At 56.1% G+C, this 16,139-nt stretch carries 12 protein-coding genes; 6 read left to right on the top strand and 6 right to left on the bottom strand.

Translation table 11 applies throughout. The features are described 5' to 3' along the window. Positions 1 to 106: 106 nt before the first annotated feature. From L383_RS16200 to L383_RS16210, 3 genes are read right to left on the bottom strand one after another with little or no spacing between them, the layout of a single operon-like run. Positions 107 to 2,281: a virulence factor SrfC family protein gene (locus L383_RS16200; RefSeq protein WP_023330501.1), complete on the bottom strand. Its 2,175-nt coding sequence runs from the start codon at positions 2,279 to 2,281 to the stop codon at positions 107 to 109. Further along, positions 2,278 to 5,259, bottom strand: coding sequence for a virulence factor SrfB (locus tag L383_RS16205; protein ID WP_023330500.1), 2,982 nt, complete (start codon positions 5,257 to 5,259; stop codon positions 2,278 to 2,280). The genes L383_RS16200 and L383_RS16205 overlap by 4 nt, the downstream gene beginning before the upstream one ends. A gap of 4 nt (positions 5,260 to 5,263) precedes the next feature. Next, a complete protein-coding gene (locus L383_RS16210) occupies positions 5,264 to 6,598 on the bottom strand; it encodes an SrfA family protein (RefSeq protein WP_023330499.1) in 1,335 nt (444 codons plus the stop codon). Between the two features lie 283 nt (positions 6,599 to 6,881). Here L383_RS16210 and L383_RS16215 point away from each other — a divergent pair, with 283 nt between their 5' ends. Together L383_RS16215 and L383_RS16220 are read left to right on the top strand one after the other, a co-directional pair. Further along, on the top strand, positions 6,882 to 8,480 hold the full coding sequence (locus L383_RS16215) for an ABC transporter substrate-binding protein (protein ID WP_014883951.1): 1,599 nt from the start codon (positions 6,882 to 6,884) through the stop codon (positions 8,478 to 8,480). Between the two features lie 101 nt (positions 8,481 to 8,581). Beyond that, positions 8,582 to 8,815, top strand: a complete 234-nt coding sequence (locus tag L383_RS16220; RefSeq protein ID WP_014883950.1) for a YdcY family protein — start codon at positions 8,582 to 8,584, stop codon at positions 8,813 to 8,815. Positions 8,816 to 8,817: 2 nt separating this feature from the next. On the opposite strand, the gene L383_RS16225 is transcribed toward L383_RS16220, so the two are convergent. Together L383_RS16225 and L383_RS16230 are read right to left on the bottom strand one after the other, a co-directional pair. Further along, positions 8,818 to 9,267, bottom strand: coding sequence for a DMT family transporter (locus L383_RS16225; protein ID WP_014883949.1), 450 nt, complete (start codon positions 9,265 to 9,267; stop codon positions 8,818 to 8,820). Further along, positions 9,264 to 9,782 (bottom strand): GNAT family N-acetyltransferase, encoded by a 519-nt coding sequence (locus L383_RS16230; RefSeq protein WP_014883948.1) that lies wholly within the window; start codon positions 9,780 to 9,782, stop codon positions 9,264 to 9,266. Before L383_RS16230 ends, L383_RS16225 begins: the two co-directional genes overlap by 4 nt. 147 nt (positions 9,783 to 9,929) lie before the next feature. Here L383_RS16230 and L383_RS16235 point away from each other — a divergent pair, with 147 nt between their 5' ends. From L383_RS16235 to L383_RS16245, 3 genes are all read left to right on the top strand, one after another. Next, positions 9,930 to 10,505 carry a helix-turn-helix domain-containing protein gene (locus L383_RS16235; RefSeq protein ID WP_014883947.1) on the top strand — a complete coding sequence of 192 codons (576 nt, stop codon included), beginning with the start codon at positions 9,930 to 9,932 and terminating at the stop codon, positions 10,503 to 10,505. Between the two features lie 63 nt (positions 10,506 to 10,568). Next, positions 10,569 to 11,609, top strand: a complete 1,041-nt coding sequence (locus tag L383_RS16240; RefSeq protein WP_023330497.1) for an NADP-dependent oxidoreductase — start codon at positions 10,569 to 10,571, stop codon at positions 11,607 to 11,609. A gap of 254 nt (positions 11,610 to 11,863) precedes the next feature. Then, positions 11,864 to 12,532, top strand: a complete 669-nt coding sequence (locus tag L383_RS16245) for a GntR family transcriptional regulator (protein ID WP_014883946.1) — start codon at positions 11,864 to 11,866, stop codon at positions 12,530 to 12,532. Positions 12,533 to 12,652: 120 nt separating this feature from the next. On the opposite strand, the gene pqqU is transcribed toward L383_RS16245, so the two are convergent. Continuing rightward, a complete protein-coding gene (gene pqqU / locus L383_RS16250) occupies positions 12,653 to 14,767 on the bottom strand; it encodes a TonB-dependent receptor PqqU (RefSeq protein WP_014883945.1) in 2,115 nt (704 codons plus the stop codon). A gap of 243 nt (positions 14,768 to 15,010) precedes the next feature. Between pqqU and L383_RS16255 the strand changes: the two genes are divergently transcribed. Continuing rightward, positions 15,011 to 16,072 (top strand): 7-bladed beta-propeller protein YncE, encoded by a 1,062-nt coding sequence (locus L383_RS16255; RefSeq protein WP_023330496.1) that lies wholly within the window; start codon positions 15,011 to 15,013, stop codon positions 16,070 to 16,072. The last annotated feature ends 67 nt before the right edge of the window (positions 16,073 to 16,139 follow it).

The following is a 16,139-nucleotide window of genomic DNA, read 5'->3' as shown; positions in this document are numbered from 1 at the left end:
CCGGCGGCGCGACGCTTGCACGGGCCTACGATGAATTTTGCAAGGTATTGATATTATGGCGGAATGTAGGCCGGGTAAGCGCAGCGCCACCCGGCAAGAATGGCAACTACATGATTAAAGCCCGTAATGCCTGACGTGCGTCAGGTTGAATATCATGCGGATGCTGGTAATCAATGTTCTCTATCGCCCGGCTATAGAGGGCAACCAGCCAGTCGTAAACGTACGCGGTGGCCGCATGGACTGGCTGTTCCGCCAGACGCGTCAGACGTGGCGCGGCGCTGCTGACGACGGGCGTAACGAAGATAGCCTGTCCCTTGCGGATGCGGCTTGCCGGACGCTCTGCTGAAGGCGTTTGGTCATACCCCAGCCAGCCAACGAAATTGCCCATCACGGCGTGCAGTTGCGCGGCGCTGCTCTTATCCGCTTCGACAATACGCTGAAGCTGTTGCGCCAGTTTAAGCCGGTAGCTGGTGACCACCAGAACATCCGCGATTTGCTGTAATACTGCGGGTTCCAGACCGAGACGGGCGGCCGTGGCCTCATTACGGCTCCACTGACGCAGATGATTTATCCATACTCTGTGCGCCAGACGCGCCTTGTCCTTCGTCTGGAACTGACCAGCACTTTCCTGGGCGTTATCGGTAAACAGATCAATGGTATCCGTAAACAGCCCATTGACCTGCTCCTCGCGCGGTTGCTGGACGGCGAGCAGCGTTTCAAACGCTTTCATCGGCGGCATCAATCCTTCAAGAAGCTCGCCGTGACGGGCGGCACTGCTTTGCAGGGTGCGCACCATGTTTTCGGCCTGTGCGCGTCGGGTAGCCGGTTCCTCAACCAGCGGGGCGAGATAGCTGCGCATTAGCGCCGAAAGCTCCTGGCGAAGCAAGCTTTTCAGCGTTCCAAGGCGCTTCTGCCGCTGCGCAGGGAGCGTGGCCTGAGACAACCACTCAATGACGCGCTGCATGCTGTGGCTATCCAGCGCCTGCAGCGTGCCCCAGCGTAAACCCGGTTTACCGAGCAGATGCTGTACGGCTTCATCAAGATTCTGGCGGGTGGTAAAGCGGGCGTCATGCGGGGTAATCGCCCACACCAGCCCCGGCAGGGCAGACTCTTCAGCAGGCTGCGTCTCTTTGACCCAGTTCATTAACACTTTTGCTTTTTTGGCCGTCTGCTCGTGCTGCGCTGTCGCATTGCAGATAACCAGCACGTCAGGCTGTAGCTGCTGGCGGTAATGGTCGAGCAGCCACTGACATTTTGCCTGCGCTAACGGATCGGCACTGCTGTCTTCAAAGACCGGAATATCAATGATATCAACGTTATCCAGCGCACCGCTCTCAACCGGCAGGACCAGCTCGCGGGTCAGGAAGGCCAGCACGTCAACCGGGAGGCTGATGGCGTTGAGCATGTCGCCGTTATTCAGCGGATGCAGTAGCGTCTCCTGTGCGTCCTGCTGGGTTAAGGTGCCATGCGTCAGGAACCCTTCACCCGGCAAGCCAAAGCTATCTACCAGCAGACTCAGCGGAGCAGCAAGCTCGCTGGCATGGCTGGTCTGATGCAGAACATGGGCGAGCTTCAGCCACTGTTGGGTGAATTCCTGTTGCTCACCCCACAGCAGCGACCAGACGCTTGCCCGGGTGCTGAGATCAAGTGAAGGCACCAGTTGGGCAAGCTCATACCACAGGGCATCATCAATTTGCTGTTTCGCAGTGGGTATTGTGCACTGCCAGAAGCGGGCGATGGCACCCACTTCCTGCGCCGTGATACCCGGTACGCCCTGCGGCTGACGCAGGCCACGCCATTTCTCAAGACGTGTCTCAATGACCGCCTTATCCACTGCGCGCATCTGCGGATGCAGCGTCGTGCGGGCAATAAACAGCTGTACCAGCTCGGCCTCGGTGATCAGACTCAGACGTAGCGGAAACGCCTCATCAACCACCTCCCGGTTTTCCCGGGTAAAGCGGACGGCCATGTTGGTCAGGGCATGACCCGGATTGATATGCGAAAAATAGTCAAAGGTGCGCTGGCCTGGCGTAACGTTTAGCCGTCCATTACCGCTGCCGCACAGCGACAGCAGCAGGTGTGCTTTTGCGCTCTGCGAATGACCGTAAAGTCCAATGCTGCTCTGGCGGGTCAGGGCACGTTCAATAGCCTGCTCTCGCGCCTGCGCCGCGTTGATGCGGGCAAGCAGGGCGTCAGCATCGTTGTCCAGCACAGGGGCATTCATGCGCGTCTCATTAATCCACCCGATTAACGCCTGAGTGGTGGTGGTCGTCGCTGTCATTTCAGGTATACGCTCCCGCTGTCGATCCAGTAGTGGCTACCGCTGTGTCGGCGATCGGCCAGAGTATTCAGTTTGAAGGTTAAGGCGTCAGGCGCTACCGGTGTGCCGTCCTGTAGCCAGGCATCGCTCAGTTCAAAGGACTCAGGACCTTCCTGCTTGCTGCCGCCGCAGAGCTTAAGCCGCACGTTCAGCACGCCGTCACCGGCAATCGCTTTCGCCAGTTCAGCCGAATTGATGCTGAGCGTATAAAGCGGCGTGGCAGGCCAGCGTGCGTTCGCCAGCTGGCGGAAGCCGAGGGTGACGTTGCCGCGTAGCGGGAAGTGCAGGCGTGCGTCGAGTTTTGCGCCCGGCTTATCGAGGTCGATATCCTGATACCAGACGTTTTCCTCACGCAGGGTATTAACGGTGTTATCCAGCACGCCGAGATAACGCACGGTAGAATACGCGCCAATGTCCGCGGCTTTAAAGTTGAAGCGCGGCAGACGCAGGTCGAGCGCCAGGCTGCACAGCATGGCACCCACGGCGGCGGTTGATTTAGGGTTACCAATGCGCCCCTGCTGACTGAACGGATACCACTCATGTACCTGGTATTTATCCAGCCAGACGATGCGATTGACCGGCACCGGCTGCAGGTGACGGATCAGCGCCTGAACGCCTGGCAGGCAGCCAGGGCGACCGGTAATCAGCAGAATATCGCAGCTGTAGTGGGAAATCGCTTCACAAACTGCGTGAAGCGGAGAGGTCAGCGTAAACTGACCGGCCAGCATCGCATCCTGCATCTCGCGGAAATTGACGTGCAGCGGTACGGCGAACAGGTCGAACGCTTCTGAGCCCGCAGGCAGGGCATGATCAATCGCCTGCTGCAGATAATTCATGACGTTGCGGGTTGGTTTCTGCGGCAGAAGATCGCCAAAGGTGGCATGCAGGCCAGCCAGCGGATCGTCAACGTCACTGGATTCCCACGCGGCAAGAATGGCGTGGCCAATCGGCATAAAGAGCTGTAGCGCCGTTTGCTGGCGCAGCACGGCCTGGGTATCAATACGCCCGGAGTCGCCGAACAGCGACGCCATGAGCAGCGAGGCGTCCGCAATCCCGGATTTCTGCAGCTGCGTTTGCAGGGCGGGCAGCACGTAGCGCTGAATCACGTCCAGAAGGGTATCATCGCCCGCCACTTTAAACCCTTCGCGGAACAGCAGCTGCGGCGTGATTTTGACGTTATTACCGGAGCCGTCATCCAGTTGATAATGGGTGATCGCCATATCCGTAGTGCCGCCACCGATGTCGATAGACGCGACGCGCAATGCGCGGCCGGGCTGCACACCCGGCTCAGGCTCACGATCCGTGCGAGCGAGGGAGGCAAAGAAGGCTTCCGTCTGGCCGCCAAAATGGGAGATCGCTTCGTTATACAGCCAGACCAGTTGACCACAGCTGGCCTCATCCCACTCCATCTGGATTTCAGGGACCGGCACCACGCTTTTTTCCTGCTGTTTGCGGGTGGCAAAATCCTCATCCTGCGGGTGCCAGCCCATCGCTTTCCAGACGATGGCGATGGCTTCGAACATGCGGCGACGGAAAATCTCGCGCTCCTGCTTTGGCATTGCCGAGGGCAGGGTCAGGATCAGGGTGCGCAGCTGGCGTGGCGAGGCAGGGAAGCCCAGACGCAGGCGGGTGGCGACGCTGTTGATCTGACCCAGCGCCTGCGCCAGCAGCTCGCACAGCATATGCGTCATCAGGGTGCTGCGGCTGTACTGCGGCGAGAAGACCGGCAGTCGCTCGTCCTGCGGTAATGTAAACAGCGGTTCACCGTCATCGTTCATCAGGTTCATCAGCGGGAACGCCGTGGCAAGCGGCTCACGCTGGGTTTTGCCGTTCATCTGACTAAAGCGCCAGTCCTGCACCACCGGTGTTTCATCCCACAAATAGCGACGCGGGCTGGAGATGCCGCTGTTCCCTTCGGTTCCCAGACGCTGCATCGCCAGCTTGCGGGCTTCATCACCCACGCGAACGATCGACGGCCAGACAAACGCATCTTCGCGGCCACTTTCAACCGAGAAGTGCTGTTTGCCAAAGCGTGCTTCGGAAAACTCGAGACGGCTGGTAAACAGAGGCTCATTGAGGAATTGCGGCTCGCTCAATGAACGAACCTGCAACTCGGCGGTCTGCCGCAGTCCATCGTTCGCATCGCCGTGGTCTTCAATAATGACGCCGCAGGTGTGAGTGTTACCGACGTCGAGGATCAGGTCGACCGGAATCGCTGGCGTACTGAGGGTATGGGTAACAAATTTCACTTCCGGCACGGTGAGCTGTTCACCGAGCATGGTCAGCAGGTTAAGCCAGTGGGCCTGATATTCAAAGCTGCGCATCGCCTGATGCAGGTCACGTTCAGAACGATTTTCAACGCCGTCAGCATACTGGGTAAATGCTTCACGCAGCCAGCCGTCAATCCAGGTCTGGTCGAGGAAGCTTTCAACCTCGCTATCGCGCCAGGCCAGTGCGAAACGGGTGCCGTTCAGGATATCGTTTTCAACCGGCGATAGCGCGGAGGTGGCATGTTCCGCAATCTGGCTGTCGAGGGCGAGGGTCACGCGGTGCGTATTGCCTGCGGTGTCGGGGGTGTCGAGCTTGCGGACCTGCACGCGGGCCCAGTTATCCGGCCCCTCCACAAAGGTGCGCGGCGGGTTGAAACGCAGAAACGGGACGGGAAGCCAGACGCCGTCCAGCACCGCAAGGGACTGCTGCAGCGGGATAGTCGTTTCCGGTTTAACCACTTCAGGCTGGCCGCCGTGCGTTCCCGGCACGGTATAGCGCCCGTTAACCAGATCGAAATCGAGGCGTAAAAGAGGGCCGTTGGCGGTCTTACGTACGAAGCGCCCGTGGCTGGCGGTGTCCTGCGGCGTCAGCCCGAAATCGAGGAATTGCACGCCGCTGTTGGCAATAAGCGTAACGCTTTGTTTATAGTCGCAAAGATTTACCAGCATAGGATCAGGCACCTGCTTTCTTGAACGTCAGGGGGACGACGGTGTTGGCATCATAACGGGCGCGACATTCTGCGATATCGCTGGTGCCGGCTTTACAGGCGACTTCCGGCATCGGGTAGCGGGAACCGTCGGTGCAGCGGGCCGTGCCGCGACTCTTGATCATCAGCTCACCATTGCTGTGTAGCCCGGAGAAGATCTCCGCGCGGCAGACAATATTGTCGCCATGGACTATGCGGACGAAACCTTTATTGTTCTGGATTTGATAGCGCATTGACGGTGGCTTGCCGGTGACCGGGTCTTTCACGTCGAGAATCGCGCGCCAGGTACCGTTCAGGAAGCGTGTCGATCCGGCTTTCACCTGACCGGCCTCCATTACCATGGCATCTTTCGGGATCGCGACAATCACCACGGGAGCGGGTTCAGGCTCTTTTTCTTTGCTCGCCACCACCTCAGCCTGATGCAGGGGTAAATTCATCGCCAGTGGCTCAACGGCTTTGATCGGTTTTGGGGCGATAGCCACGGGCTCAGGGACCGGCGCAGGCGCGGGCTCTGCAGAAGGGGCCGGTTTTGGCCACATCAGCGGGGCGGCAATAGCGGCAACGATCACCGCCGCGACCGGCAGCGTCCAAAGGGGAACGCGACGCTTCTTCGTGATGACGACAGGTGCGGGTTCAGGCGCAGGTTGCGCAACAACCGGTGCGGGCTCGGGCGCATACAGGTCTTCCGGCGTAATCCGTATCGCGGCGACCGGGGCAATCAGCGGCTCGTCAGCTTTTTCAAAGGTGATGGCCGGTTCGGGCACTAGCTCGGGCTCAGGTTCAGGATCTTCAATCACAATAGGGGCGGGCTCAGGGATCAGCGATTCACGCAGGCAGTCGAGGACATCGTCACGCGCATTTTCATTCAGGTTCACAAAACCCCAGAAGCACAGGATCGGTTTTCCGTCGACGAGAAAAACGAAATTTTCCCCAGGGAACTGAAATGCTTTCGACAGCAGCGAGCCGAAGAGCTGTTGCGCTGTTTTCGGCGACTGAAGACATTTCTTGCTTAACGACTCTACGCTTGCAAGGGTGTTTTCCAGATAGCGCAGGGCGCGATAGCGGTCGTCCTCATCAGCCGCTTTCCAGCTTGTGACGTTTCCCTCCACCGGGGAATACCAGTCCACGCGGTCGCCGCTGTCGTTGACCTGCGGAATCGCCAGACAGTCAACGATAGCCTGTTGTTTGCGCAACCGGAGCGCTTCCCGGATTTGTAACGCTGATTCGAAAACGGCTTGTCCGCCGCCGCCCACGGCCTGAAAATCATCCAGGTTACCGCTGCGTAAAAGAGTTTTAGCCACGATTTGATCCCATATACTTCTTCACGCCGTTACTTTAACGAAACGAGGAAGAAAACAAACGGAGGAAGAGACGCTAAAAGGGCCGATTTCTTGCGGCATAGAAAGTGACGGTTGTGCTTGACGGATAATGGCACTTAAGGCAAATCATCTTTTCGGATGCTGACCGTAAAACCAGCAAAAAACGCGGCTTTAGAATAACCTGATAGTGTTTCGTTATTTGCCAGGTCATAACGGCTGTGCTGTTATTACTGTCCTATATAATAAAACTGTCAGGGTTATAACCATGTCTACAGGGAAAACACTGCTCGCCCTTGCGCTGAGCGCGCTTTTACCAGCCGGTGCCGCGTGGGCGGCAAACAACGACACCTTAATTTACTGTTCTGAAGCATCACCCGAGTCGTTCAACCCGCAAATCGCCAGTTCCGGCCCCTCTTTTGTCGCCAGTTCTCAGGTACTGTACAACCGCCTGATCAATTTCGACCCGGTGAAAAACACGCCGGTTCCGTCGCTGGCGGAATCCTGGACGATTTCACCGGACGGTAAGACCTATACCTTTACCCTGCGCAAAGGGGTGAAGTTCAACAGCAACAAATACTTCAAGCCGACCCGCGACTTTAACGCCGATGACGTTATTTTCTCGGTTATGCGTCAGAAAGACCCTAAGCATCCGTACCACAACGTGTCCCAGGGTAACTATGAATACTTTAACGACGTGGGTCTTGATAAGCTGATTCAGGACGTCAAAAAAGTCGACGATTACCACGTTCAGTTCACATTGAGTGAACCCAACGCCGCGTTCCTGGCCGACTGGGGGATGGATTTTGCCTCGATTCTCTCCGCAGAATACGCCGATGCGATGCTGAAAAAAGGTACGCCTGAAAACGTGGACACCTGGCCGATCGGTACCGGTCCTTATGTGCTGCAGCAGTACAAAGTGGATTCACTGATCCGCTACGTCGCTAATCCGAACTACTGGGATGGCGAGGTGCCGACCAAACATCTGATCTTCTCCATCACGCCAAATGTGGAGACGCGTCTGGCGAAACTGCAGACCAACGAATGCCAGATTATACCCGCGCCGTCTCCGGTGCAGTTTGAGGTGATTAAGAAGAACAAAGACCTGACGCTGCACTCGGTTGATGCGCTGAACGTCGGCTATCTGGCGTTTAACACCGAGAAAAAACCGTTTGATAACGTGCTGGTGCGCCAGGCGCTAAACTACGCGACCGACAAAAAGGCTATCGTTAACGCGGTCTTTATGGGGTCGGGGACGGTGGCAAAATCGCCGATCCCACCCAATATGATGGGCTTTAATAACGATCTGAAGGATTACAGCTACGATCCGGAAAAAGCGAAAGCGCTGCTGAAGCAGGCCGGGCTGGAGAAGGGCGCAGACGTTACGCTATGGTCAATGCCGGTTCAGCGTCCGTATAACCCAAACTCGCGTCGCATTGCGGAGATGATCCAGAGCGACTGGGCGAAGGTGGGCGTAAAGGCAAAAATCGTCTCTTACGAGTGGGGCGAATATCTCTCCGGAATGCGTAAAGGCGAACATGATTCCGCACTGTTTGGCTGGATGTCCGATAACGGTGACCCGGACAATTTTGCCGATGTGCTGCTGGGCTGCAACAGCATTAAAACCGGGTCAAATGCCGCACGTTGGTGCGATAAAGATTATGATTCCCTGGTACAAAAAGCGAAGCTGACCAGCAATCCGGCTGAGCGTGCGAAGCTCTATGGCCAGGCGCAGGAGATTTTCTACCAGCAGGCTCCGTGGATCGCACTGGCAAACGGCAAAACGTTCTATGCGACCCGCAGCAACGTGACCGGGTACAGCGTGAGCCTGATGGGCAGTGATTTTTCAAAAGCGAAGCTGAACTAAGCATTTTATTGCCGGGTGGCGGCTACGCCTTATCGGGCCTACATTTTGCACCCGTAGGCCCGGTAAGCGTAGCGCCACCGGGCACGTGAGGAGGAGTGACAATGTCACATTTAAACGACGTGATCGCCCGCGTGGATGCCGCCATCGACGAGAGCGTGATTGCCCATATGAACGAACTGCTGATTGAACTGAGCGATGATGCCGAGCTCAGCCGGGAAGAACGCTATACCCAGCAGCAGCGTCTGCGTACCGCGATTTCGCATCACGGTAAGCAGCATAAAGAAGAAATGGACGCGCGGCAGGAACAGCTGACCAAAGGCGGCACGATTCTGTAGCCTCAAAACTGGCGTCGTGCGACCAGCCAGGCCCCGACAACCAGCATCACCGCACCGCACACCGGGCCTGCCAGGGCGCGGAGTGGAACGCCATGGCTTCTCAGAACGTCCATCACCAGCCCACCGATCAGCTGGCTGGCCACCAGTACGGCGATGGTGGTCGCTGCGCCAACGTTCTGATATCCGCTGATACTGGCAAAGACGAAAAACGAACCCAGCAGCCCCGGAATAAGCGTCCACCAGCGCACCGTTGCGGCCAGCTCGCTAAACCCGGCGACGCCCTGTTTCAGCAGCAGAATGCTGACAAACAGCACGATGCCGACCAGCGAGTTGAGCAGCATCGCGATCAGAATGGTGGAGGAGGATTGGGTGATGCGCACCATCAAGGTATTCTGTACCACCAGACCGATTCCCGCCGCCACCAGAAATGCCAGCGTCAGTGATTGATTCATGGAATAGCGTCCGGGTCGCTGCGCTCGTCAAGCTGCAGCTGCATAAATATTAAGTCCAGCCACCGGCCAAACTTGGTTCCCACCTGCGGCATTTGTCCGGTAGTCACGAAACCGAGGGTTTCATGAAGGTGAATGGAGGCCTGATTTTGCGCTTCAATACCGGCCACCATCACATGTTTACCGAGGGTGCGGGCCTCGTTAATCAGCGCTTTCATCAACGTGCGGCCAATCCCCTTGCCCTGATGATCCGGATGGACATAGACCGAATGTTCTACCGTATGGCGGAAACCATCAAAGGCTCGCCAGTCACCGAAAGAGGCGTATCCGGTAACAACACCGTTTTCCTCGCTCACCAGAACCGGATAGCCTGCAAGTGTACGAGCCTCAAACCACGCGATACGGTTATTGGTATCGACGGTTTTATCGTTCCAGATCGCGGCAGTGTGCAGCACCGCGTGGTTATAGATCTCTCCTATCGCAGCGCAGTCTTCTTTGCAGGCATGACGAACGATCATGATGTTCCCTCTGTGTGTTGTTCACTATAGTATTACGTTGTAGATACGATATTACACAACTGCATCGTCCGGGCGCTACGCCATAAGCCTTATTTTTTGTTATCAGAACCCCATTGAAATGCCATTCATACACTATAGTATGACGTCATGAACACAATAACAGACACAATGAATCAACGAATTAGTGCAAGAATTCGTCTTGAACGCGAGTCCCGCGGATGGTCCCTGAGCGAGCTGGCTGACCGGGCAGGGGTCTCGCGCGCGATGATCCACAAAATTGAGCGCGGAGACAGCAGCCCGACAGCGACTCTTCTTGCCCGCCTGTCCGGCGCGTTTGGCATCAGCATGTCCACGCTGATTGCACGCGCGGAGATGCAGGAAGGTAAACTCCTGCGCCTTGCCAATCAGCCTGTCTGGCGCGACCCGCAAACGCACTATCTCCGCCGTCATGTTTCTCCCCGTACCGATCTGCCCATCGACCTTGTTCAGGTAGAACTGCCTGCCGGGAGCGATGTGCCGATGCCCGCATCGTCTTACGCGCTGGCTCGTCAGCTCATCTGGCTGCAGTCCGGCGAGCTGGTGTTTCAGGAAGGCGACACACGCCACGAGATGCAGGCCGGTGACTGTCTTGAACTTGGGCCGCCAAATGACTGCCGTTTCATCAACGAAACGAATGAAAGCTGTGTCTATCTGGTTGTACGGCTTAACCAGTCGGGCTCGTAAAGGAAGCGATAACGCCGTTCATGAGCCAGGCTGTAATGACATTTGTAGCAGAAGGAGATCCTGATGAATCACGCTGTTTCGCAAAATCGCCGCTGGGTGCTGGCTTCTCGTCCACAGGGCGCGCCGGTCGCGGAAAATTTTCGTCTGGAAACACAACCTGTTCCCACGCCCGTTGAGGGGCAGCTGTTGCTTCGTACCGTCTGGCTGTCGCTGGATCCGTATATGCGGGGTCGCATGAGCGATGCGCCATCCTATTCCCCTCCGGTAGAGGTGGGTGCCGTGATGGTCGGGGGAACGGTCAGCCGCGTTGAGCAGTCAAACCATCCCGATTTCAAACCCGGTGAATGGGTGCTGGGCTACAGCGGCTGGCAGGAATATGAACTTTCGGACGGCAGCGGCCTGGTCAAGCTGGGCGACAATCCGTCTCATCCTTCCTGGTCGCTGGGTATTCTGGGTATGCCTGGTTTTACCGCCTATATGGGGTTACTGGATATCGGACAACCGAAAGCGGGTGAAACGCTGGTGGTCGCTGCGGCGACAGGTCCGGTTGGCGCCACCGTTGGGCAGATTGGCAAAATCAAAGGTTGCCGGGTAGTGGGCGTTGCCGGTGGGGCAGAAAAGTGCCGTCATGCCGTTGATGTTCTTGGGTTTGATCAGTGTCTCGATCACCACGCGGCGGATTTTGCCGACCAGCTGAAGCACGCCTGCCCGAAAGGGATTGATGTCTATTATGAAAACGTCGGGGGGAAAGTCTTTGACGCCGTACTGCCGCTACTGAATACCTCTGCGCGCGTGCCGGTTTGCGGCCTGGTGAGTGGCTACAATGCGACGGGCTTGCCTGAAGGACCGGATCGCTTGCCGCTGCTGATGGGCACAATTCTGAAGAAACGTATTCGGATGCAGGGGTTCATTATCGCTCAGGACTATGGCCACCACATTAAGGCGTTCCAGGACGAGATGGGGCGCTGGGTGCAGGAAGGTAAAATTCACTATCGTGAACAGGTCACGGATGGGCTGGAGAACGCGCCCGAGGCGCTGATTGGCCTGCTGGAAGGTCGAAATTTCGGCAAAGTCGTGATTCGCGTCGCGGGTGACAATAAATAAAAAGCATGATGGCGGGGTTTCCCGCCATATTTATTTGTGAAGATACGATATATTGTCTTTAATTAACGGACATGGTTTTTCGCGCCATCATCCCGGATGCGCCCGAAGCCGATAAAAAATCACAGTTTGCTTTTTTTGCTGTTTTTACGTACTTCCCACCACCAGGCATGACGATACAGGATATATCGAAGCAGCGTCGTTTTATTAAACCGACGCTTAAAAATAGCATTAAGTTTTAGCTACAGGAATTGAACATGCTTGATTTGGATCACTTAGAAAAAGCCCAAAGGATCAGTCTTACCATGCAAGTTGAACTCAGTTTGAAAGGAGCATTAATTACAGGCTCCCTCAAACCTGGCGCACGGCTGATTACGAAAGAGATTGCCGATAAATTGGGAACCAGTATTACGCCGGTCCGCGAAGCGCTGCTGCGTCTGGTGTCGGCAGGGGCGTTACACGCTACGCCCGCGCAGGCCTTTCTGGTGCCAGAGGTCACGCTGGATCGTTATAACGAAATTAACGCCATTCGCAAACAGCTTGAGCCCATGGCAGTCGCCGCGGCCTGTCAGAATATGTCTGAGCAAAAGCTGGAGACGTTGCGCAAATTGTCGGACGTATTTCATGAGGCCATGCGCAACGGGAACGTCCAGCAGGCGCTCCATGCGAATCGTGTCTTCCGGTTTACGCTTTATCAGTATGCCGAAATGCCGACGCTGAATGCGTTGATTGAACAGCTATGGGTGCGCATCGGCCCGTGTATTAACTATCTTCACCGTGAGCTTGATGACATCAAAGTGTCGACTTATCACTATGACGAGCTGCTTTCAGCCCTTGAGAGAAGAGATGTTGATGCCAGCCAGAAGGCCATTGATAAGTTGATTGATGAAGCGAATACGCTTTTACAGCGACAATATTTTAACTAAGAGATTATTTAGCAGAGCGACTATATCCCGCACCTAATTATTTATCTGGTGAATAACTCCTGATGGCTTATTGCCATCAGGAGCATTATTTCATTTATAAAATAAACTTTACTTTTTTTCTCACTCGAAGCGATAAGAGACCGACAGACCAACACCGTAGTTACGGCCAGGTGCGGGCTCGTAATAACGCCCGTTCGATTCGTTAACAATAACGGAGCCGACATACTCTTTGTCGAACAGGTTATCTACGCGGCCAAAGACGTCCATCCCCCAGTTGCCATAGTTAAATTTATACCCGGTATTGAGCCCAACCACCGTGTACGACGGCGCTTTCGCCGTGTTTTCGTCATCAGCCATGATGTCGCTCATATAGCGCACGTCAGAACCCGCGTACCAGCCTTCTTCTGGCTGCCAGCCAAACGACGCGAAGCCCATATTGCGGGCTATGCCCGGCATACGGTTGCCATTACAGTCAGCATCGCCGCAGACGTTGGTGCGGTAGGTGGCGTCCAGGTATGTCCACGCCATTTTCAGCTTCCAGTTCTCAGCAAACTGCTGATCGAGAGAGACTTCTACCCCCTGACGGCGGGTTTTCCCGGCATTTTTATAGCTTGTACGACCGCCAGCGCTGGCATCGACCACGATCTCATCATCTGTGTCTGTGCGGAACAGCGCTGCCGTCAGCAGACCATTACCGATGCGGGTTTTGCTGCCCACTTCATAGGTGTTGTTCGTGGAAGGTTTCAGGCCGATGTTCAGGCCGCCCTGATTATCGGCGCGATAAGAAAGTTCGTTGATGGTCGGCGTTTCGAAGCCACGTCCTGCGGCCGCATAGAGGTTCCACGCGTCCGTCACCGCATATTTCACCGAGCCTGCCGGGAGCCATTTGTGATAGCTCGCGTCACCGCTGTCATCGCCGTTCCCCGGCGTAACATAGTGGTCGTTGGAATCGAACCAGACCGAGCTGTAGCGCACGCCCGCGTCGACGGAAAGTTTCTGCGTTAACTGCCAGCTGGTTTGCAGATAAGGATCGACGTTCCACATCAGATTGCGTTCATCACGACGCTTATCGCCTTTAACGCCGTAATCCGGCACGCCGTTGTTCATCACGAAGTTTTCGTACCCGCGACGATCTTCACTCATGTTTTCATAGTTCAGACCGGTGGTGAAGGTGACCGGCACCAGCAGCTCACCACGGTGCGTCCAGCGGGTATCAACGCCCTGATAGTGGCGCTGCATATCAATCACGCCGCCGGAGTGAGAAGGTCGCAGCTGCGGCTGATAAGGAATCGACTGATACTGCGTCATTTCACGCTCACCGGCATACATCATCACGCTCAGATCGTCCTGAGCGCTAAGCTGGCGGTCATAGCGCAGACCGGCCTGGGTCTGCTTGATGGTCTTGCGCGTGTTGTACTGATCGCCGCGCGGAGACTGACGCGGGTTGTTTTGCCACTCCTGATAGCTCAGCCCGCCCGGATCGTTGGCTTTCATGTCCACGCTGTTGAAAATCAGCGTCAGCTTGCTGGCGTCGTCAATGCGTACACCCAGTTTGGCGTTAGCCAGATTCTTCCGCGCGCCGCTGTGGTCGCGGAAGCCTTTGGTGGTGAAGCGGGTAGTCGAAACCGTGTAATCCACGTCTCCCGCATGCGTTCCGTCACCCATGGCGCCGGTGGCTTTCATTCCATAGCGCCATGTACCGTAACTGCCGTAATAGCTGCTCGCCTCAAGGGTCGGTGGCTGCTGCCCGGTCTGGGTAGTCATGTTAATCACGCCGCCAGAGGCGTTACCGTACAGGGCAGAGAAGGGGCCACGCAGCACTTCAACGCTGTCAATGCTGGAGAGATCGATGTTAGACGTCTGGCCCTGTCCGTCCGGCATGGTGGCAGGGATACCGTCGACATACATGCGAATGCCGCGCACGCCAAACGTTGATCGGGCACCAAACCCACGCACTGAAAGCTGGAGATCCTGGGCATAGTTCTGCCGGTTCTGGATTTGCAGCCCTGGAACGCTGCCAAGCGATTCAGAGAGGTTAATGCGTGGCGTGGCATGACGCATATCATCGCCATTCACGACGCTGACCGCCGCCGGGGTATCAAGCTCTGATACGGTTTGCGGCGTGGCGCTGACGATCATGGTTTGTTCCTCTGCGCCGATCGCACTAAGCGGCACAAAAACAACGGGGACCAGCAGCAGCGGGAGAGATGCCTTACGGGCAGAAATGATTTTCATGAGTAAAACCGGTTGTGGTGTGTAAACGAACCAAATGGAACATGTCCATACATGTTAAAGGTTTTGTAAATGTTTTGAAAACTATAACCGCACATTGCGTTAATGAAAGACGAGAAGGGAAAGAAAAACTCCACTTTTAACTCATTAATGATTACTATTCTCATTATCATAACGGCGACGCCATGACGTTGCCAGCCGGAAGCGATGTCAGCCGTACTCCCATTTTTCAAAAAAGGAATTGTTATGTCTTTACGCCATCTGTGCTCACCGCGACTGAGCACCTCTCTGCTGTCTGCCGCTTTACTGTTTGCCGGAACCTTCCAGGTGCATGCCGCCGAAGAGATGCTGCGTAAAGCAGTGGGTAAAGGTGCCTATGAAATGGCGGTCAGCCAGCAGGAGAATGCGCTGTGGGTTGCGACGTCGCAAAGCCGTAAAACTGACAAGGGTGGGATTATCTATCGCCTTGATCCTGCCACGCTGGAGGTCACGCAGGCCATTCATAGCGATCTCAAACCTTTTGGTGCAACCCTCGACGGCGCGACGCAAACCCTGTGGTTGGGTAACACGATCAACGGCGCGGTGACGGCCATTGATGCGAAAACGGGCGACGTGAAAGGGCGTCTGGTGCTGGATAGTCGCCAGCGCAGCGAAACGGTGAAACCGCTGCAGCCGCGACAGCTGGTGGCGGATGACGCGAGCAACACGATTTACATCACCGGTGTGGGCAAAGAGAGCGTGATTTGGGTGGTGGATGGCGCCACGCTGAAGCTGAAAGGAACCATCGCAAATACGGGTACCTACAGCACCGGGCTGGCACTTGATGCCGGGGCGAAACGCCTTTATACAACGAATGCGGACGGCGAGCTGGTCACCATTGATACCGCCACCAACACCATCCTCAGCCGCAAAAAAGTGCAGGACGACGGCAAAGAACACTTCTACCTGAATTTGAGCCTGGACACCGCCGGTCAGCGTGCCTTCCTGACCGACTCAAAACAACCGGAAGTGCTGGTGGTGAGCCTGAAAGACGGCAGCGTGATGGAGAAAATTGCGGCGCCTGAATCACTGGCGGTTCTGTTTAACCCGGCTCGCAATGAAGCCTACGTGACGCACCGTGAAGCCGGTAAAGTGAGCGTGATTGACGCGAAGTCTTATAAGGTGACAAAAACCTTCGACACGCCTGTCTACCCGAATAGCCTGGCGCTGTCTGCCGATGGCAAAATCCTGTACGTGACGGTGAAACAAAAATCCACTCGCCAGCAGGAAGCCACTCAGCCTGACGATGTGATTCGTATTGCACTCTAATGTGGGAATTGCCCGGTGGCGCTGCGCTTACCGGGCCTGCAAAAACGATAAGATGTAGGCCGGGTAA

Origin of the sequence: Enterobacter sp. MGH 37 (genome assembly GCF_000534515.1) — a bacterium.
GTDB classification, from domain to species: Bacteria; Pseudomonadota; Gammaproteobacteria; order Enterobacterales; family Enterobacteriaceae; genus Enterobacter; species Enterobacter kobei.
The sequence above is the reverse complement of the archived record's forward strand: the minus strand, read 5'-3'. Positions and strand labels throughout refer to the sequence as shown.